21 protein-coding genes are annotated in these 18,474 nt (G+C 46.0%); 12 read left to right on the top strand and 9 right to left on the bottom strand.

The window, feature by feature from the left end; translation table 11 throughout:
* Positions 1 to 119 precede the first annotated feature (119 nt).
* Both NG795_RS08115 and btpA read right to left on the bottom strand, forming a co-directional pair.
* Entirely contained in the window at positions 120 to 1,088 is a 969-nt protein-coding gene (locus NG795_RS08115) for a vitamin K epoxide reductase family protein (RefSeq protein WP_367288143.1), read from the bottom strand.
* A gap of 784 nt (positions 1,089 to 1,872) precedes the next feature.
* Positions 1,873 to 2,724: a photosystem I biogenesis protein BtpA gene (gene btpA / locus NG795_RS08110; RefSeq protein ID WP_367288176.1), complete on the bottom strand. Its 852-nt coding sequence runs from the start codon at positions 2,722 to 2,724 to the stop codon at positions 1,873 to 1,875.
* A 338-nt stretch (positions 2,725 to 3,062) separates the two neighbouring features.
* Here btpA and NG795_RS08105 point away from each other — a divergent pair, with 338 nt between their 5' ends.
* Positions 3,063 to 3,251 (top strand): hypothetical protein, encoded by a 189-nt coding sequence (locus tag NG795_RS08105; RefSeq protein ID WP_367288142.1) that lies wholly within the window; start codon positions 3,063 to 3,065, stop codon positions 3,249 to 3,251.
* 302 nt (positions 3,252 to 3,553) lie between these two features.
* On the top strand, positions 3,554 to 4,741 hold the full coding sequence (locus NG795_RS08100; RefSeq protein ID WP_367288141.1) for a DUF58 domain-containing protein: 1,188 nt from the start codon (positions 3,554 to 3,556) through the stop codon (positions 4,739 to 4,741).
* A gap of 26 nt (positions 4,742 to 4,767) precedes the next feature.
* On the opposite strand, the gene NG795_RS08095 is transcribed toward NG795_RS08100, so the two are convergent.
* The 6 genes from NG795_RS08095 to NG795_RS08070 form a co-directional block, all read right to left on the bottom strand.
* Entirely contained in the window at positions 4,768 to 5,628 is an 861-nt protein-coding gene (locus tag NG795_RS08095) for a 3'(2'),5'-bisphosphate nucleotidase CysQ family protein (RefSeq protein ID WP_367288140.1), read from the bottom strand.
* Between the two features lie 252 nt (positions 5,629 to 5,880).
* The gene (locus NG795_RS08090; RefSeq protein ID WP_367288139.1) at positions 5,881 to 6,027 is read right to left on the bottom strand and encodes a hypothetical protein; all 147 of its coding nucleotides are present in this window, start codon (positions 6,025 to 6,027) and stop codon (positions 5,881 to 5,883) included.
* A 21-nt stretch (positions 6,028 to 6,048) separates the two neighbouring features.
* The gene (locus tag NG795_RS08085; protein ID WP_367288138.1) at positions 6,049 to 6,849 is read right to left on the bottom strand and encodes a hypothetical protein; all 801 of its coding nucleotides are present in this window, start codon (positions 6,847 to 6,849) and stop codon (positions 6,049 to 6,051) included.
* A gap of 107 nt (positions 6,850 to 6,956) precedes the next feature.
* Complete coding sequence (locus NG795_RS08080; protein ID WP_015149336.1) at positions 6,957 to 7,307, bottom strand: DUF1257 domain-containing protein; 351 nt, start codon at positions 7,305 to 7,307, stop codon at positions 6,957 to 6,959.
* Positions 7,308 to 7,443: 136 nt separating this feature from the next.
* Positions 7,444 to 8,952 (bottom strand): stress-responsive protein Ycf46, encoded by a 1,509-nt coding sequence (gene ycf46 / locus NG795_RS08075; protein ID WP_367288137.1) that lies wholly within the window; start codon positions 8,950 to 8,952, stop codon positions 7,444 to 7,446.
* Between the two features lie 106 nt (positions 8,953 to 9,058).
* Complete coding sequence (locus NG795_RS08070) at positions 9,059 to 9,409, bottom strand: slr0373 family blue light stress response protein (protein ID WP_015149338.1); 351 nt, start codon at positions 9,407 to 9,409, stop codon at positions 9,059 to 9,061.
* Between the two features lie 1,051 nt (positions 9,410 to 10,460).
* Here NG795_RS08070 and NG795_RS08065 point away from each other — a divergent pair.
* The gene (locus NG795_RS08065; protein ID WP_367288136.1) at positions 10,461 to 10,805 is read left to right on the top strand and encodes a DUF433 domain-containing protein; all 345 of its coding nucleotides are present in this window, start codon (positions 10,461 to 10,463) and stop codon (positions 10,803 to 10,805) included.
* 28 nt (positions 10,806 to 10,833) lie between these two features.
* Here NG795_RS08065 and NG795_RS08060 read toward each other — a convergent pair whose 3' ends face one another.
* A complete protein-coding gene (locus NG795_RS08060) occupies positions 10,834 to 11,028 on the bottom strand; it encodes a hypothetical protein (RefSeq protein ID WP_367288135.1) in 195 nt (64 codons plus the stop codon).
* A 6-nt stretch (positions 11,029 to 11,034) separates the two neighbouring features.
* Between NG795_RS08060 and NG795_RS08055 the strand changes: the two genes are divergently transcribed.
* From NG795_RS08055 to NG795_RS08015, 9 genes are all read left to right on the top strand, one after another.
* Positions 11,035 to 12,810: a hypothetical protein gene (locus tag NG795_RS08055; protein WP_367288134.1), complete on the top strand. Its 1,776-nt coding sequence runs from the start codon at positions 11,035 to 11,037 to the stop codon at positions 12,808 to 12,810.
* Positions 12,795 to 13,775 (top strand): AAA family ATPase, encoded by a 981-nt coding sequence (locus tag NG795_RS08050; RefSeq protein ID WP_367288133.1) that lies wholly within the window; start codon positions 12,795 to 12,797, stop codon positions 13,773 to 13,775. The genes NG795_RS08055 and NG795_RS08050 overlap by 16 nt, the downstream gene beginning before the upstream one ends.
* Positions 13,765 to 15,009 carry a CoxE gene (locus tag NG795_RS08045; RefSeq protein WP_367288132.1) on the top strand — a complete coding sequence of 415 codons (1,245 nt, stop codon included), beginning with the start codon at positions 13,765 to 13,767 and terminating at the stop codon, positions 15,007 to 15,009. The genes NG795_RS08050 and NG795_RS08045 overlap by 11 nt, the downstream gene beginning before the upstream one ends.
* Positions 15,010 to 15,116: 107 nt before the next feature.
* On the top strand, positions 15,117 to 15,326 hold the full coding sequence (locus NG795_RS08040; protein ID WP_367288131.1) for a 2-oxoisovalerate dehydrogenase E1 subunit beta: 210 nt from the start codon (positions 15,117 to 15,119) through the stop codon (positions 15,324 to 15,326).
* The gene (locus NG795_RS08035; protein ID WP_367288130.1) at positions 15,323 to 15,565 is read left to right on the top strand and encodes a type II toxin-antitoxin system HicA family toxin; all 243 of its coding nucleotides are present in this window, start codon (positions 15,323 to 15,325) and stop codon (positions 15,563 to 15,565) included. Before NG795_RS08040 ends, NG795_RS08035 begins: the two co-directional genes overlap by 4 nt.
* A 115-nt stretch (positions 15,566 to 15,680) precedes the next feature.
* Positions 15,681 to 15,971 (top strand): nucleotidyltransferase family protein, encoded by a 291-nt coding sequence (locus tag NG795_RS08030; RefSeq protein ID WP_367288129.1) that lies wholly within the window; start codon positions 15,681 to 15,683, stop codon positions 15,969 to 15,971.
* Entirely contained in the window at positions 15,968 to 16,312 is a 345-nt protein-coding gene (locus NG795_RS08025; RefSeq protein WP_367288128.1) for a HepT-like ribonuclease domain-containing protein, read from the top strand. The genes NG795_RS08030 and NG795_RS08025 overlap by 4 nt, the downstream gene beginning before the upstream one ends.
* Entirely contained in the window at positions 16,302 to 16,613 is a 312-nt protein-coding gene (locus NG795_RS08020; RefSeq protein WP_367288127.1) for a nucleotidyltransferase family protein, read from the top strand. The genes NG795_RS08025 and NG795_RS08020 overlap by 11 nt, the downstream gene beginning before the upstream one ends.
* A 23-nt stretch (positions 16,614 to 16,636) precedes the next feature.
* On the top strand, positions 16,637 to 18,474 hold a 1,838-nt coding region (locus tag NG795_RS08015), incomplete at its 3' end, for a HEAT repeat domain-containing protein (protein ID WP_367288126.1).

Here is an 18,474-nt window from a genome sequence, read left to right as displayed (position 1 = left end):
TACCGGCTTTTGATGGAATTTAATCTGCTCAGAAGGAGGACTGGGATCCGGACTTTCCCAGTGCGAGTCCAGCCTCAAACCGCATTGGGAATTTCTCGGATCCAGGGGTTCAGGGTGGGTTAGGAACCCGGTGAGACATTTTTAAAGTTAGTTGGCCCTTGATAGCCCGATAATTCCGCTAATTCCGAGAGCGATCGCACCCCGGAATACTGTTCCCCGTTAATGATCCATGTGGGATATCCCTGAATTTGAGCCTCTCGGCAGAGTTGAGGCCGGGGATTTTGGCCTGCGGGATCGCATTCAACGTAGTCAATCTCACTCATCGCTTGTTTTCCAAACAGTTCCTTTTGTTCATGACAGAAAGGACACCAATAGGCACTATAATCTTTCGCCCCTACGGCAGTGAGATGTTGAGCTAAGGCGATTTCAGATTCACCGGATGAGGTGGAAATCGGCCAGCCTGCATTGGAGGGAGGGCGTCCAGCCGGACGCTGAACGATCGAGTTGTCTGCGGAAACTGTGGTCCCTGGGTTATTGACACTGGCATAGACCCCCAAGGCTCCAATCAGGGTAATCATGCCGACAATAATGCCGATAAAGAACAGTTGACCGCGATCGGGCCAATCTCGCCCAATAATGGTTAAGACAAACAGCAAGACTGAAAATACTGCCGAAACCAGACAATAAGGACAGACCGCTTGCAGGGTAAAAAACATGACATAAGTCAGGTATAGACTAAACACAACCATAGAGGAGGCGATCGCAAACATCAGCAACCAGGTTGTGTTGTCTACCTGCGACTTCAAATCTTTTTGGGTCTCTTCTTTGACCAAGAGGGGAGCAAAGGCCAAAATCGCCATTGTGGTATAACCTAAAAACCCAAAGAGGGTTAAGGGCAACCCAAAGATTTTGGCATATTCGCTTTCTAAGACAATTTGGCAGCCGGTGGTGGGACAAACTGCCGCAGCGGAGCCGGTAAACTCAACCACGGTCAAAAAAGCGGTTTCTAAAGCCCCCAAAACTGCGATCGCGCCGATGATATAACGCGACCAGCGGTAAATCCACGGAGTAGAACGTCGGCGTCTCATAAGAAAAATTTGGTAATGTGCAAACCGAGAGTTTTTAAACCTCGGAGGAAACGAGCATCACCAGGGTTTAAACCCAGTGAGCATTCATGATGACTATCACGGGGGTGACATTGCCTGGGGTGCTTTTGAGATGCACTTTCCACGGGACAATTACCGCCTCAAAGGTTTTACCCTGTACCCATAGTATTTTTGGGTTAGGTACCCCTTCCCTGGCGGGAGTGATACCCCCTTAACTCATGTTATCGGTCGGTACTAGGGTTGAACAGACGGTCTGAACTGAGCTAAAACTGCTTCACTCTCCAGTTTTAGCGCCAGGAACTCGCGAATCATTCTTTGAGATCCGGCTTCGGGTCAGAAGGGGACAAGTTTTTGTCCGGGGAAGCATCTTCCCATGAGCAGTCGGGAGCATCTTGCTCTGTTGTCTTTAATTTGGGCCTAAAGATGTTAGGGATGATGCCCCTTTTCCGGAGAGCGACTGGTTCAGAATCGCTACTCTCGACGAAGGAGCCCTCTTGATTGCTCAAGCCGCAAAGCCAGGACAATTTGATTGTGGCATATTCACTTAGGGGGAAGGGGGAATGATCCAGATGGAAGGAGGAACCCGGCAGGATGAAGGGGAGGGATAGGGGGATGAAGGGGGAGGGATAGGGGATGGGGGATGAAAAAGGATGTCAGGAAATCGGATGACTAGAGCAGAAATCGGGCTCAAAATGCTGGATCAGGATGAGGGATGAATTTTTCCCCTGCATCCTGATGTCTTCCTCAAGTTGTTTTCAAAAGGCCCTCACCCCGAATGAAGCTTGATAGCCGCCAGTGACGAGGGTGGAGTTTCTAGGGAGAGACTCCGGCGAGTGGCTTCTACAAACTGACTGACTCGGATCGGATCAACGGGTTGTTCCAGTTGTCCATGTCGTTTGAGGGAACTACAGACAATGACCCCATTGGCTGCCTGCATTAAGGTAGAAATATTCTCCCAGTTGGCACCGCTGCCAATAAAGACCGGAGTGCCTTTAGCCGCAGCGATCGCCAGTTCTAAATCTTCAAAAGAAGGCGGGTTCCCGGTGGCCCAACCGGAGAGAATCACCCCATCGGCTAAACCGCGCTCAATGGTTTCTTGCACAGCAGTGGTGAGGTTGGGGGAACCCAAGGGCCGCGCGTGTTTCACCAAAACATCCGCCAGAATTTTCACCTCGCTGCCGAGTTCTCGCCGATAGCGTAGCAGTTGGTGCGCTTGTCCTTCGATTAAGCCTTGATCCGTCGCCATGACCCCAGTGAGGACATTGACTCGGATAAAGCTCGCACCGACACAGGAGGCGATCGCCAATCCACTCAAGGCGTCATTTCGCAAAACGTTGATTCCGATCGGCACCGTTACCAAGTTCATCAGCCGATCCACGATCAGGGTCATGGCACTCACGACGGCTGGATCGACCTGGCCGTTCGTAAAGGGAGCATCAAAGAAATTTTCGACAATAATGCCATCAACCCCGCCTGATGCCAACGCTGTGGCCTCTCGCTCGGCTCGCTCAATGACAGTTTTGAGGCTGCCCCCCCACCTCGGAGAGGTCGGCAGGGGCAGTAAATGGACAACACCAATAATCGGATTCGGGGTTTTGAAGAGCTGTTTTAAGTCCACGTTGTTACTATCTCGGACGCCACAAGAACGTTCGGTCAACCAATATACTGACCAAGACTTTTAAGTAAGTCTTGACCCGCTTAAAGCGGGACTGTTGGATTCCGGCCTGGAGTGCGATCGCGATTCCTCTAGCCTAATAAATTAAGCCGGTATCGCTAGGTCAGACCCAGGCAGGTTTTTACCAACTGAGGACCCGAGGCGTGCCTCGGATTGCCTCCCTGAGTCGTTAGACTCACTCGTGCCACTATGTTCATTGTACTGCCGTGGCGAACGAAAGCTATCAAGTCATTACATCTGGTAGATGTAATGACTTGGGAAAATTACATCTACCAGATGTAATGACTGAAACCGCCCAGGTTAAGTTTTGTAGCATCGGCCCCAGTATCGGGACAAATACGGAGAATAGGGCGATCGCCCTTCCCGGGGATAAAATGTTGATACCTGTTTTAATCCAGGGTTTTTTTGGGGATGTTTTGCCGCAAATGTCCGGAAGAGTCTCCAAAAGCAATGAAAAATTTAAGGATTGACATCCGTGCAATCACTGAGTTAAGATAGAACTCGAAAGCACAAGCGACATCCCCTAGGCCGTCGCTACTACCAGAATTAGAAGTTCCAAGGGCATGACAAACCCCCAGCGCCTCAATCGGGGACACCCCTGGAAGCATTCACAGTGTTCATTGTTCACCCTCGGTCTGGGTTAGAGATACTCTAGCCCAGCTTTTTTTTGGAAATTATTCTGGAATCCTCAAGGGCAGTAGCGATCGCCTAAAATTCCGATTACCATAAAAAAATCAACCCACCGGGTACTGTACGGCCCCAGGCATCGATTATGACTGTAGCAAAACCCATTGCAGCTCGCTCCAAAAAAACGCGCATCCCCCATCGCATCGCCAACTGGCTGGAAACTCACTGGGTCACCCCTGCTTATGCCGGTTGGTTACTCTTAATCCTAGCGATATTTTTCTTTGGCGCGGCCACGAATACAATGGCCGGATGGCTATATGTGATCAGTGGCGTGAGTTTTGCCTTGTTGGGAACGGCTGCAATTTTGCCGGTGCGATCGCTGCGGGATTTACAAGTCCAGCGCGCTACCATTGAACCCGTCAGCGCCGGGGAAGACCTCACCCTGGACCTGGCGATCGCCAATCAGACAGCCAAGCCAAAAACCTTGGTCCAAGTCGAGGACCTAATTCCTTTTGTCTTGGGAAAACCCATGAAAGCTGCGATCGAAGAAATCCCCCCTAATAGCATTCATCATTGGGTCTACTACTACCCCACCCAACGGCGCGGGATTTATCGCTGGCATGAGGTCCAGTTAAGATCAGCCACTCCCCTGGGGTTATTTTGGTGCAGGCGATCGCGCCAGGTCCCGGCTATGGCAGTGGTCTATCCTCAAGTTTTACCCCTGAGTCACTGTCCTCTGGTCGATCGCATGGGTCAAGAAGATAGCCTCCTGGTTCATAGCGATCGGCGCGCTGAAATGGCAAGCGAAGGCATCACCCGCACAGTCCGACCCTACCGATATGGAGACCCCACTCGCTTAATCCATTGGCGCAGCAGTGCGCGCTTCGGGGAACTGCGGGTCCGCGAATTAGAAGTTTCTACCGGGGGACAAGAAGTGATTATTGCCCTCGATAGCGGCAGTTTTTGGAATTTTGAAGATTTTGAAGCAGCGGTAATTGCGGCAGCTTCTTTATACTGCTATGCCGAACGCTGCCAACTCAATGTCCGACTCTGGACGGCAGGAACCGGGTTGGTGCATGGCAATAACCGCGTCTTAGAAGCCTTAGCTGCCACTCAATCTTCAGAAAAAGAGCCAACCGTAGGAGAACCTCCCTTTTTACCCTTAATCTGGCTGACTCAAAATAGCGCCAGTGTGAATCAGTTACCCCGAGGCAGTCGCTGGGTCTTCTGGCCGTCGGAGGGTCAAAAAGCCCCAGTGAATCCCAATTTTCTAGGTATAGAAATTCAAGCGGATAAACCCTTGCAGCTTCAGTTGCAGTCATCGGAAGGATGAAGGTGAAACACTCATCCTTGATGGTTTTATGGGGTTTGAGTGGCTAATACCGCTTCACAAATAGGCGATCGCAGGGCTTCTACATAACTCGGCCACCCAATTAAAATCGGTTGTTTGTGGATTAAGGTATCGGAAGAGAGGGCGGAGGGTTCAAAACTCAGGGGTTTTCCCTCTAAATCACAACAGACTAACCCGGCAGCTTTAGCAAGGGCCACGGGACCGGCGGTATCCCACAGTTTGACTCGACCATTGAGATAGAGATAGAGTCCGGCGCGTCCAAAAATGACTTCCATCACTTTCAAACCAAAACTGCCGAGGGAGGAATAACAGACTCCCGGGACTAATTGGGCGATCGCCTCCCCAAAATTCCGTTGGTCCCGGTCCCCCAGCATAATCGGACAAGCGGAGGAGTTCGGTGGCGGAGGTTCTACGGGAGATAAGGGTTCCACTGCTGAACCCCCGACCGCTTGAAACAGTCCCCAATCTGTCCCGCCATAATACATCTGATCTAAAGCTGGGGCGTAAATCCAACCGGCGATCGGTTGAAAATTTGAGAGTAAGCCAATCATCACGGAGTAATGGGGCTTACCTTGAATAAATCCTTCGGTCCCATCCAAGGGATCAATGCACCAGAGTTGTTGGCGATCGCCATTAAATGCCAGTCGCGATCGTTCGTTTTCTTCCGTAATAATTCCATCTTGGGGAAATAACTCAGAAAATCCTCTGGTTAACAGGCAGTCGAGTTCCCGATCCACACTGGTGACATAATCTTCTGGCCCTTTTTCCGATACCGAGTAGGGTTGTTTCGCCAACGCTTCAGCCCGGGTCCCACATTGGTAGATTAATTCTCGGATTTTTCGCTCTAGCTCAACGGAGAAAGTTTGCATATAAGCAGTATCAATAGGATTTGACTCAGGCTTATTCTAACCCCAGGACTTGTTTCTGAATAATCTTGGGGCTAATCACACGATTGTGTTTTCGATGGGTGATTCCCAGGAGTCATAAATGAGTCGAGGGCCAATCAGGATGGATTGAGGCGATCGGCTTTAGATGAAGTTGTTCATCTGGTCGATTGCCTGGTCTAGCAACTGTGCCAGGTCAAATTTTTCCTCGGCAGCGAACTGGGAACGAAATTTCTCTCAGTGGGCTTTGGCCTCTTGTTGTTTTCCTTGCAAGGCTAGAATGCTGGTGATGCTGTACGGATCCTCAATATCCTCCGGCTGATGGGAAATTCTCTCCTCATACTCGTCTAACTGTTGTTGAGGTTTTTGATTTCCCCCCAGCATGAAACCGAAGAGTTCTCCGGGTTAAGGAACCAAAGATTTCGGATCGGTTGTTTCTGTTGGTTCTATCCCCAAAAAGCTGTGAATTTCTTGAGTGAGCTGGAGTTTTTTATCATATCCGGAACTGTTATAGGGCATTAAGGCAAAGGTTTCTTCAGAGGTGAGCATCACTTTGATGACATAGGATTTGCGACCAGTCTTGCGACTAACACTCGTTTCCACATAACACCGGGCAATATTCCGGAGGGGATGTTCAATCCGTTTGGTCCCCAAAAGTCCTCGCCAAGTCAGAATAAATTGATCGGAGAGTTTATCCAATTTTAGGATAATGATTTCGCCGAAGCCGGTAATGATTAACAGACCTAACCCACACAACGAGAGGAAGGATCTAATCATCAACCCAAACATATTTCGAGAGATCGCCAAGTTGAATTGGGTTGAATCTTGCACAAATTGGTTGATCAGATCGGCTTGTTTCTGATGAGAGGGGCGATCGGAACTCCAAAAATCATGAAGGGGAATGAGTTTTCCTGGGAGCAGGAGAACGAGTTGGTAAGGGGTATTCCTGCCCCTGCTGTTACGCGAGACAACCTTGGCCCCTTGTAAGTCTTTTAGAGGAAAGGTTTGGCGGCGGGTTTGCCAGAAACTGGACTGGGTGATTTCACAGTGCCCAGAATCGGGCAGGCGATCGCAGATCATACGGTATCTCCCTATCTTTTGACTCTCAGCCACCCCGATACTTATCACTATCCCCCCAGCCATCCAAATCAACAAGGGGATGATGTGTAGTTTTAACTGAGTTGAGGTTCGTTGTATAATTTTCATCTCCACTCCCCCGATATTCCTGGCCGCAATTCTATCTCTCCCTAAACAGAAAAAACGGGCTAACCTATGGTAGGTTAACCCGTAATTCAAGGGAACGCGCTCTATGTTTACTGAACAACGAGCTTAACGTTAGCGTTTTGCAGACCGGGACGACGAACTTCATTGAGAGTCTTATTAACCGCGTACTTCTGGTTAATGGCGTTGATCAGTTCGGTCTGGTTGTGCTTCTTAGCAACACCCCACAGGTCAGCGATCAAGTCGTAGGTGCCGTCGCTGTTGCGAGACCAGCCCAGATCATATTCGCCTTCGAGAACTGCAACCAAGTCGGAACGAACACGCTGGCCGTTGTAACCACGAACGTCCGCATCGGATTTAACGCTGATGCCTAAGTCGCGCAGAGAAGTCTTGAGGATTTCGGCATCGGTGATTTTGGTACGAAGAGTGCTAAAGTGAGACATTGGATTTCCTCCAGTAAGATAGTTAAAGAAACGACAACATTTGGGTTTGAAGGGAACCGCGATAGCGGTTTTCGGACACTGCTAACCCGATATATGTGGGTTAGCCTTTGCTCCTGGAAAATCCAGGAGAAAGCCTTTAGAACTCCATGCGCTGGTATTCAGCGACGGAAGAAGCAGCTGGTCTAGCTCGCTGTCTGGCCCAATCTCTCAGGGCAGAGACCTGTTCGGTCATCGTCTTCGACAGCGGTAGCGTAGACTTAATCGAAGCGATGATGTCTAGCTGCGTAAATTCTCTGTCTTGAGCAAACGCCTCGTACATGGCTGCAATCACAGCTTGTTCGATTTCTGCCCCGGAAAATCCATCCGAGACTTTCGCCAATTGCTCGATATCGAAGCGATCGATCTCTCGACGCCGTTTGCTCAAGTGAATCTTAAAAATTTCTTGGCGTTCTTCGTTGTTAGGCAGGTCAACGAAGAAGATTTCATCAAATCGTCCCTTTCTGAGGAACTCACCCGGTAGCCGTTCGACACGGTTGGCTGTAGCCATCACGAACACGGGGGAGGTTTTTTCTTGCATCCAGGTCAGGAATGAACCAAAGATGCGACTAGAGGTGCCTCCATCAGAGTCCGATGACCCACCGCTTCCACCAAATGCCTTATCTAATTCATCGATAAATAGCAGCACTGGGGAAATGGATTCGGCTGTTTTCAAGGCGTTGCGAAGGTTGGCTTCCGATCGCCCCACCATCGAACCGTCATACACTCGACCCATATCCAATCGGAGTAAGGGTAAACCCCATAGGCGGGCGGTCGTTTTGGCAATCATTGACTTGCCGCAACCCGGAACCCCCAGAATTAACATTCCTTTCGGTTGAGGTAAACCATATTCTCGCGCCCTTTCAGTAAAGGCATTGGACCGTTGTCTGAGCCAGCGTTTCAGTTCTTCGAGACCGCCGACGGAATCTAGGGTTTCATCCTCTTCTATATAATCGAGAATCCCATTACGTCGAATGAGTTGTTTTTTCTCGGATAGAACGATTTCTACTTCAGATTCTGTCAGTTTCCCACTGGTGACTTGGGCTTTGCGATAGACTTTTTCGGCTTCATCTCGCGTTAGACCTAGGGCGGCTTTTAAAAGTTTTTCCCGCGTTTCAGTCGTGATTTTGCGAGTCCGACTCGTCTCTAGTTGCTGGGATAGCACCTGATTGAGTTCTGCCAAATCCGGCAGAGCAAAGTCAATGACGACGACTTCTTTCTCAAGCTCGATGGGAACTTGCTGGAGCGGTGACATTAGGATGATGGCTTTTTGCGTGCCTTTAAAGCTGGCGATCGCATCTCTCAACCACCGAGTGGTTGCTGGAGAATCGATAAACGGATGTAAATCTTTGAAGATAAACAAACCAGGCTCGCGTTGCCTTACCACCCACTCAATGGCCGCTTCTGGCGACACAGTATTGTGTTGGGTAACGTTGCGGGGTTGACCATACTCCACGATCCCGTGCGTCACAGTCCAGATAAAGACTTTACGCTGGGGCTTGATCTGAGCAATCGTTGCGATCGCCTGCTCGGCCCGTTCTTCCTCGGAGGTCACGAGGTAGATTAAAGGATATTGAGCTTGGATTAAGATATTGAGCTCTTCTTTCATGACCATCGACCTTCTACAAACGGTGCCAACAATATTGCTAGATCTTTATTGCCCCTGGGTTTGGATGCGGAGCATTAAATTTACTTCCCGGTGGAAGTGTTTGGGTTTAGCAGGGAACGAGTTGTTCCTCACCTTGTTGATCGGTGTTCGCGGTGACCGCTGGCACTTTCTCAACCGTCAACCCTTCGTCAGCCAATATACTCGGCTGGTTTTTGAGGGATACCATTTCTCCATCGCGCATCACGATTGAGCTGGTGCAGTCGGGACAGTTATAGACCCTATGGGTGCGCCCGTGGAATGACTCTAGTTCGTCTACCACGCCGGGATGAGTCAGGTAAAAATCTATGGCTCGTTCGGCAATGGTTGACATTGGCTCGGAGTCTACTGCGGCTCGTATTTTGAGCTGGCGATGCAGTTCTGGTGGCAGATACAATGTAACCTTTTGCTTGTCTTGCATAGGACGCTGAATTGATTTACCCGGGTATGTGAACCATGTTAGCGATTCCTTTTCAGACTGTCAAGATGCTAAACCACTTTGATGGCACTATTGTAATATTTCGTTACAATTGCCGGGGGAAATTCAGGGGAGTTGAGGGCCATTTTTCCTCGGTTTTACGCTATTAGTAGAGATGAAATGCCGTGTTAATACTAGATATGGTGTCAACGACCTTGATGCGGGGAAATGCGGTTATGGGAGGCGATCGGGCTTCAAAATGGGAGTTCAGAGGATCCAAAAACCCGATAATAGGATCCATTTTGCATAAAAACCCGCAGGCTGAAGCCTGGGGCTACACGGACGAAGCCTGCCTACGCAGGCTGAAGAGTTAAGTCTTTGACAACCGGATGAGGAGCCAACCCGTCCACTAGAGGCTCCATTATCTCTGTAGGGGCGATTCGCGAATCGCCAGTCCATATTTACAGGCGATTCCCGAATCGCCTCTACATTTATAGATGCAGTCCATAAAAACCCGCATGAGGAGCCAACCCGTCAAATAGAGGCTCCATGATCTCTGTAGGGGCGATTCGCGAATCGCCAGTCCATATTTACAGGCGATTCCCGAATCGCCTCTACATTTATAGATGCAGTCCATAAAAACCCGCATGAGGAGCCAACCCGTCAAATAGAGGCTCCATGATCTCTGTAGGGGCGATTCGCGAATCGCCCCTACATTTATAGATGCCTAAATAAAAACCCGGCTATACGGACGAAGCCAGCCTTCGCTTTTCTGGAGAATTTTATAGACCTTTGACAACCGGATTTCGTATCAACCGTTATATGTGGGTTCTGTCCGTGGGTAAGTCACTTGACCCGATCGCCACTTAGGAGCGATCAATCAATCTATTACTCTCCTGTGCGCCTTATGATTGCTGTAGGGACTTTGAACAGAGCCGCGAACGAACTGTAGAGGTGCTTGCGAAAACGGGCGGCCCCACCTGAGTAGATGGCCGTTTACCCATTTTAGAAGTCCCTTCTCCGGTTCGGGAAATTTCAAAGTAGGAGAGGATGGATGGAGTTAGAAAATTATTTTGATAAATTAGCTGCCGATGATATTCGCCTGAAAGGAACGCGGATCGGCATCGAGCATATTCTGTATCAGTATATTCATCGCGGTCAAACCCCAGAGGCGATCGCCGAACAGTTTCGCACGGTCACCCTAGAACAAGTTTATGCGACGATTTTGTACTATTTACAGAACCAAGAGGCGATCGCTGCCTATCTGAGCAATTGGTTGACTTGGAGCCACCAGATGCGGGAAGAACAACGGAAAAATCCCCCTCCATTTATCGAGAAGCTACGCCAGTTTAAAGCTGAAAAATTGGCTGCTGGCGATCGCAGCATCGTGCGGATGTAACCATTGAAGGCGCAACCTCAAGCCTTGACTAGGCTGATGGACAAGAAACTGGGACGGTTTGCTCAATTCCCGATAGGTGGATCCGTCCCCGGTGGGTAGAAATGGTGCTGACAAGGCGTAAATCCTCATCTGCTGGGTCCAGCCTTGCCAGACCAATGCCAGGGAATGTTAGGGGAGTTGGCGATCGCCTCGTTATGGTAGAATCGTGGGGCTTCCTAGTCAATTGCTTATGACCCTTGGGCGATCGATTTGTCGAATAGCGATTTTTGGGACAATTTGTGTTGGGGCTTCCCTCTTCTTGCCGGAGGTGACCCTCACGGTCGCTTTTTTATCTACAGACGAAGGTAAAAAGTTTTTGACAAAAGTAGCCGCCGGAATGATTACCAGTGTGACGGCGGGAAATACGGCAAATGCTATTGATAATTTTGACCCAAGTCGTTCTGATTACGTTCGGTTACAAAATGAGGATTTAATTCGAGTTTCTGGGAAGGCGATCGCGCAAATTATTTCTATCGCTTCCGAAAATAGAGCATATAATGGACACACTCGCAACCATCTCAAAAAGATAGCCGCCAAAGCCACAGAAGCATGGGTTAGCTTGGCACGTTCTGAATTTGCTAATTCTAAATATAAAGAGTTAACCGAGGGAGAAATTCCTTTAGTTATTACTCCTACCGAAGACGGATTAACCCAAGCTAAAATTTTGAAAGTTGAAGAGTGGCGCACTATTTTTGCAAAATTAGATTTAATGGCGGTACCCCAAGGCAAAGGGGTCGATTTAACGAGTGATGTGCGCCAATATGTGGCGGAATTACTCCATGAAGAATTTCCAAAAATCTTGCGAGAAGCATTAAAACAAGATTTCAAGGCAGACGGTAAAGCCTTTGCTGGATTAATGATTCAACTGATGACTGGAATTCGGCAAGAAGTATTAACGACTCAACGAAAAATTCGTAAACATCGCAAAACGAGCCTCACCCTCTTAAAAGAATTGCGACAACTTAAAAAGCAGTTAACCGGAACTGAACAACAGATAGAGAAAGTATTTATCGCTATTTCTGACCAGATGCAGACCGGGTTTGAGAAACTTTGCCAGGAGTTTGGAGTTGTTGAGACAAACATCAACAAAACCCTGCAACAGTTGCAAGATGTTTTGACCGAAAGACTCGATGAGCAATCCCAAAAACTCGACGATATCATCGAGTTAATTCAGCCTCACCCCAGCCAAAGTATTGAGAATAAATTACTGAAAGCCTTACTACAGTTAGATTATGATAAACAGGCAAATTTGTTTAAAGAATTTGTGGAGAATCATCAAATTGGAGCCTGTTTAATTCATGGTTCACTTGAAACAGCACCGCGTTGGCTGCTCAATCGCCTGATTCGGAACGTACCCAATGGCAATACATCAAATTATGTTAAAAAAATTAAGTTTTCTCGCCGAACTCATAATAGCTCGTTAGATAGTATTTTTCAAGAAATTAGTCGCAAATTTGGAATCAATAAAACCAGTTCAGTCACAGCAATTCATCAGAGTATTTGTGAGCTTTGGCAATCTCAAACGGTAATTTTAATTGTTGAAAATACTCAGGACTTCGAGGAATCTTATCTTGAGGCATTCCTGCAAGAATTTTGGCAACCCCTCGCTAATTTAGCAAATCGAATGGGAACGCCTGATGAAAATTACAGCTTACTTTTATTTTTGCTTGATGAAGATGGATTTACAAATGAGTGGAACATTACTTGCACTCAAGACCCAACCTCAAATCTGGTCCCAGAAACATTGATTAAATTTATGGAAATACAGCCACTAAAACGCAAGCAATTATCGACTTGGCTAGAATTATATTGTTGTGCGGAAAACCTAATACAATATAGAGAGAGTTTAGTGGATGAGGTTTTTCGAGACAGTGAAAATGGAGTTCATCAATATCTCTTTGAAAAAATTTGCTCTCTCTGTCAAATTACCTGGGAAGAATGTGAGTCAAAATGGCTGAAATATTAAAACCACCCACAGAAAATCTGCACTATACCGGAAAAGTGCATCCTCCTGATGACCATCGGGATGATAATGGACAGCGAGTTTATCCCTATTTCCCCAGTGAGGAACTGATTGAAGCGGTTAATTTAGCCATTACCTTACAGCGTCCTTTGCTGCTGCAAGGGGAACCCGGTTGTGGTAAAACTAAATTAGCGCAAGCTGTCGCCTATGAGCTGGGATTACCCTATCTCTGCTGGACGATTAAATCCACCAGTCGCGCCCAAGATGGACTCTATACCTATAATAATTTAGGCAGACTGCGGGACTCTCAATTACTGACTTTCGGTCAATTCAGTACCCCAGAAGAAATCAAGCAGATTAAGGACCCTAAAACTTATATAGAATGGGGTAAAATTGGGGAGGCTTTTATTAGCGAAAAACCTACGGTTTTATTGATTGATGAAATTGATAAGGCTGATATTGATTTTCCCAATGATTTATTATTGGAGTTGGATGAAAAACGCTTTACTATCCCGGAAACTAAGGAAGAAGTAATTGCTAAACATCCTCCGATTATCTTTATTACCAGTAATCAGGAACGAGATTTACCGGATGCTTTTTTGCGACGCTGTTTATTTCATTATATTCAGTTTCCCAACACAGAACAGTTAATTCAGATTATTATTGCTCGTTTTTTTGGGGTTCCCCAGGATAAATCAACCATTTCAGAACCGGAAAATCAGTTTATTCAAGAAGTGGTAGCGAGGTTCTCGAAATTGAGGGAATTTTTGGGCGAGGAAAAACGACAAACGGGTAAAAATATCAGTACCAGTGAGTTGATTGATTGGTTTGATGTCCTGCGTCGGCATCCTCATGATGAAGTCCTGAAACAGTTACAGGGTCAACTTCCCTATTTAGGGGTTTTACTGAAAAATTGGGAGGACCACCAGCGTTATCTAAGTAAATTTAGGGGGAATCATGAAAATTAATGATTTACCCCTGCGAGAGTTATTTGATAAGCTGCGTCAAGCGGGTTTTGTATTGGGGATTGAAGACTATGAATTGCTGTTAGAAGCCTTAATGAAAGGGTTTGGACTCCCTGACGAGGCTACGTTAAAAAGACTCTGCAAAACGTTGTGGATTAAGTCGGTTGAAGAAGAGAAAATTTTCGATGATTATTTTGCCAAGGTAATATCTAAACCCTTTGATAATCCCTTGGTGACATTAGAGAAACCTGTCACCGAACAAGCACCGATTCCGACAACACAGCCACAAGTCCAATTGACCCCAACAAAGTCTCTACTGAGGTCCTGGTTAGACTCTCTCAAAAAAAATCTCACTAAACCGACTAATGAGCCATTAAAAAATCAACAATTAGAAGCAGAAAATCAACCGATTCCAGAAAGTCAAGAACAACCACCAATTCAGCCATCTTATCAAGTTGACAGCAGAGAATCTGCTGATCCAGAATTTTCGCCAGAGGTAGCGTTAGAAATGGATGATGTAGTGCAGTTAGCAAAAACTAAAACCCGTGAACAATTCGACTCGGATGGGGATTCGTCTTTTTTGTTGTTTTCGGATTATTTACCGTTAACGAAAAGACAAATGAAACAAACTTGGCGTTATTTACGCCGTCCCATTCGAGAGGGTCCGTTAGTTGAATTAGATGTGACAGCAACTATAGAAAAGATTATCCAAGATGGGTTTTTCTTGGATCCAGTTTTAGTGCCGAAACGGAGGAATCGAGTTGAGTTGGTTTTGCTGTTGGATGTTGATGGTTCAATGGTGGCTTTTCATTCTTTAGGGGATAGAATTAAAGAAACTGCCATGCGGGGGGGACGCTTAGGGGCATCGCGGGTTTATTATTTCCATAATTGTCCGGTGGATTATGTTTATGGGGGTCCGGGATATTCTCCAGCGGTGAGGGTGGAGGAGATGTTAAGCGGGTTATCTCCCAATCGCGCCTGTCTGCTGATTTTTAGTGATGCGGGAGCGGCACGGGGGGGCTATAGTGAAGATAGGTTAGAATTGACTGAGCGATTCTTGCAGCAGTGTCAACAACGCTTACGTTATCTGGTTTGGGTGAATCCTGTACCGAAGGAACGGTGGGGAATGACGACGGCTCGGGAAATTGCTAAGTTAATCCCGATGTTTGAATGCGATCGGCTTGGATTACAAAATGCCGTCAAGGTATTACGGGGTAATCCAGGAAATCAATCATAAATTTATAGTGTTTTCATATAAACACAATTAATAAGGGGGACTTTGAATCTAAAACCAAAGAGAAATTACTCACAATTATAATTGATTTTTTAGGAGATAATTAAACCATGAATGAAATTATTTTTTTAGTAGAACATGATGTTGAAGAAGGATATGTCGCTCAAGCATTAGGAGTGTCAATTATCACTCAAGCCGATAATTTAGATATGCTTAAATTAGAGGTTAGAGACGCGGTGCATTGCCATTTTCCTAATGAAGAATTACGACCCAAAATTATCCGACTTCATATTGTTCAAGAAGAGGTGATTGCCTCATGAAACTACCGAGAAATTTATCGGGTCAGGATTTAGTAAAGGCCCTTAGAGTATTTGGTTATGAAGTCAGCCATCAAACAGGGAGCCATATTCGACTAACAACACAATATAATGGAGAACATCATCTTACTATACCCGCTCATAATCCTCTAAAGATTGGTACGTTAAATGCCATCTTAAAGGGCATATCTAATCACCTCAATATAAATCGAGAGGACTTGCTAACTCAATTATTTAGATAATTACTTTTCTTGGATAAACATAAAATTCAGTGTTGAATTACCGCAAATAGGATGCAATCAGGATACTTCACCCAACAAATAAATTTTAATTTCAATAAAAATCTAGGCAATACTCATGAAACTGAAAGACGAATTGCAACAAAGACGAGATGAAATTTTAGCTATTGCACAACAGCATGGCGCGTTCAATGTGCGGATATTTGGTTCCGTGGCGAGGGGAGAAGAACGGGAGGATAGTGATATTGATTTTTTGGTGGAGATGAACAGTCATTGCAGTTTATTGGATAGAATTGCCTTAATCCAAGACTTAGAGGACTTGTTACACCGAAAAGTTGATGTCACGACGGTTAAAAACTTACGGGAGTATTTTAGAGAACGGATTATCAATCAGGCGATTCCGCTATGACAGATGATGAAATATATTTACAAGATATTTATCAACGCATCTGTCGGATTGAGACTTATTCAGAGGGAGGGAGAATAGAATTTATGCAATCTCTTTTGATTCAGGATGGGGTGATTCGTAGTTTTGAAGTGATTGGAGAAGCCGTTAAGCGACTTTTTCCAGAGTTGAGGCAAAGTTATCCAGAGATTCCTTGGCGCAGAATGGCGGGATTGCGAGATGTGCTGATTCACGACTACGACGATATTAATTTAGAAGAAGTTTGGAATGTTGTTGAACAGAATTTACCGGAATTGAAACAAAAAATATTAGTAATTTTATCGGCACTTAATTATGAAAATTAAAGAACAATTGCAACAAAGACGAGATGAAATTTTAGCCCTTGCACAACAGCATGGGGCGTTTAATGTGCGGATATTTGGTTCCGTGGCGAGGGGGGAAGAACGGGAGGAGAGTGATATTGATTTTTTGATAGATTATGATTTAGCTAAAATATCTTCCTGGTTTCCGGTGGGACTGATTCAAGATTTAGAACAACTCTTAAATCGCAAAGTTGATGTAGTCACGACTAAATCATTACATTATTTTATTCGGGAAAAAGTTATAGCAGAGGCGATTAGTTTGTCAGATTTTGGCAATCATTAAAGGATTAAAATGGAATCCCACTCATGAAACTGGAAGCCGCTCAACGTCGGATTAATGCTTTTAAAAAAAGGTTTGGTGACCCTCACCTTTTTTTGGCTTATCATGCGGCTTTACCTTTAGCCCTAACTCCCGATTTGCTTTATCGGATTTGGGCAAATTTTCGGCGGGATATTCATGATAATTTTATTGATATTCCTTGGATTGCGGTTTCCGATTTAATTCTATCCAGTTTATGTGATGATGTGGGGCATGAATTGTATGAAATGGATGCCACAGTCCGCCAAGAATTGTTAGACCAGTTCAAAGCTAATCCTCGATTTACAGAAAAACGCCTCAAGGAAGTGGCGAGTTTTTTATTGCAGTATGTGCAGCGCGATTTAGACAGTCAAGATAGTTATGACCGGGAGTTTGCCCAGTCGCAAAGTTGGGCGGCTTGGGCTTATAAAAAACCAGAGAAATCGGTGGAGTTATTGGCAGCGGCTTTCCAGCGGGCGTATGAAGAAAACCCCAGGGATTTAATGCGGCTTTCTACCCTGACGGAGATGATTCATCAACCGATTGAGGAGTTTGACCGCCTGCGAATTTTTGCAAGGGCGATGGGTCATTATCGACGCCAGAAGTTTGAGGAAGCGAAGGCAGAAATTGTCAAGTTACCGACTGAGGGTGGGGGGGTTTCTTTGGGTCGCAATATTGTGATTCCCCTTCCCCGGGAGTTGTTACCTGTTATCAAAAATGTCGAGGATGAAAGAAATCCGAAGAAAATCGCTGAGTTGCTGAAAGTTCTTGCAAATACTCAATTTGAATATACCCGTAGGCAGGCGATTGAGAGTTTAGGGGAAATCGGTGTCGGAAATCCTCAAGCTATTGCTGGGTTGATTCAAGTTATTCAAAATACTCATGATGAAGTTAACCGTAGGCAGGCGATTGAGAGTTTAGGGAACATCGGTGTCGGAAATCCTCACGCTATTGCTGGGTTGATTCAAGTTATTCAAAATACTCAGGATGAATATACTGGGCTGCTGGCGATTGAGAGTTTAGAGAAAATCAACCCCGGAAATCCTCAATCTGTTGCTGGGTTGGTTCAATTTATTCAAAATACTCAAAGTGAATATACCCGTTGGCTGGCGATTGAGAGTTTAGAGAAAATCAACCCCGGAAATCCTCAATCTGTTGCTGGGTTAGTTCAGTTTATTCAAAATACTCAGAGTGAATATACCCGTTGGCTGGCGATTGAAAGTTTAGGCAAAATCGGACAAGGAAATCCTCAAGCTATTGCTGCGTTGCTTCAAGTTATTCAAAATACTCAGGATGAATTTACCCGTAAGCAGGCGTCTGAGAGTTTAGGCAAAATCGACCCCGGAAATCCACAAGCTATTGCTGCGTTGCTTCAAGTTATTCAAAATACTCAGGATGAACTTACCCGTAGGCGGGCAGCTGAGAGTTTAGGCAAAATCGACCCCGGAAATCCTCAAGCTATTGCTGGGTTAGTTCAAGTTATTCAAAATACTCAGGATGAATATACCTGTAGGGAGGCGGCTGAGAGTCTAGGGAAAATTGACCCCGGAAATCCTCAAGTTATTGCTGGGTTAGTTCAAGTTATTCAAAATACTCAGGATGAATATACCTGTAGGGAGGCGGCTGAGAGTCTAGGGAAAATCGGACAAGGAAATCCTCAAGCTATTGCTGGGTTGCTTCACGTTATTCAAAATACTCAGGATGAAGATACCCGTAGGCGAGCGGCTGAGAGTCTAGGGAAAATTGACCCCGGAAATCCTCAAGTTATTGCTGGGTTAGTTCAAGTTATTCAAAATACTCAGGATGAATATACCTGTAGGGAGGCGGCTGAGAGTCTAGGGAAAAT

It is taken from the genome of Laspinema palackyanum D2c, assembly GCF_025370875.1.
Taxonomy (GTDB): Bacteria; Cyanobacteriota; Cyanobacteriia; order Cyanobacteriales; family Laspinemataceae; genus Laspinema; species Laspinema palackyanum.
The sequence above is the reverse complement of the archived record's forward strand: the minus strand, read 5'-3'. Positions and strand labels throughout refer to the sequence as shown.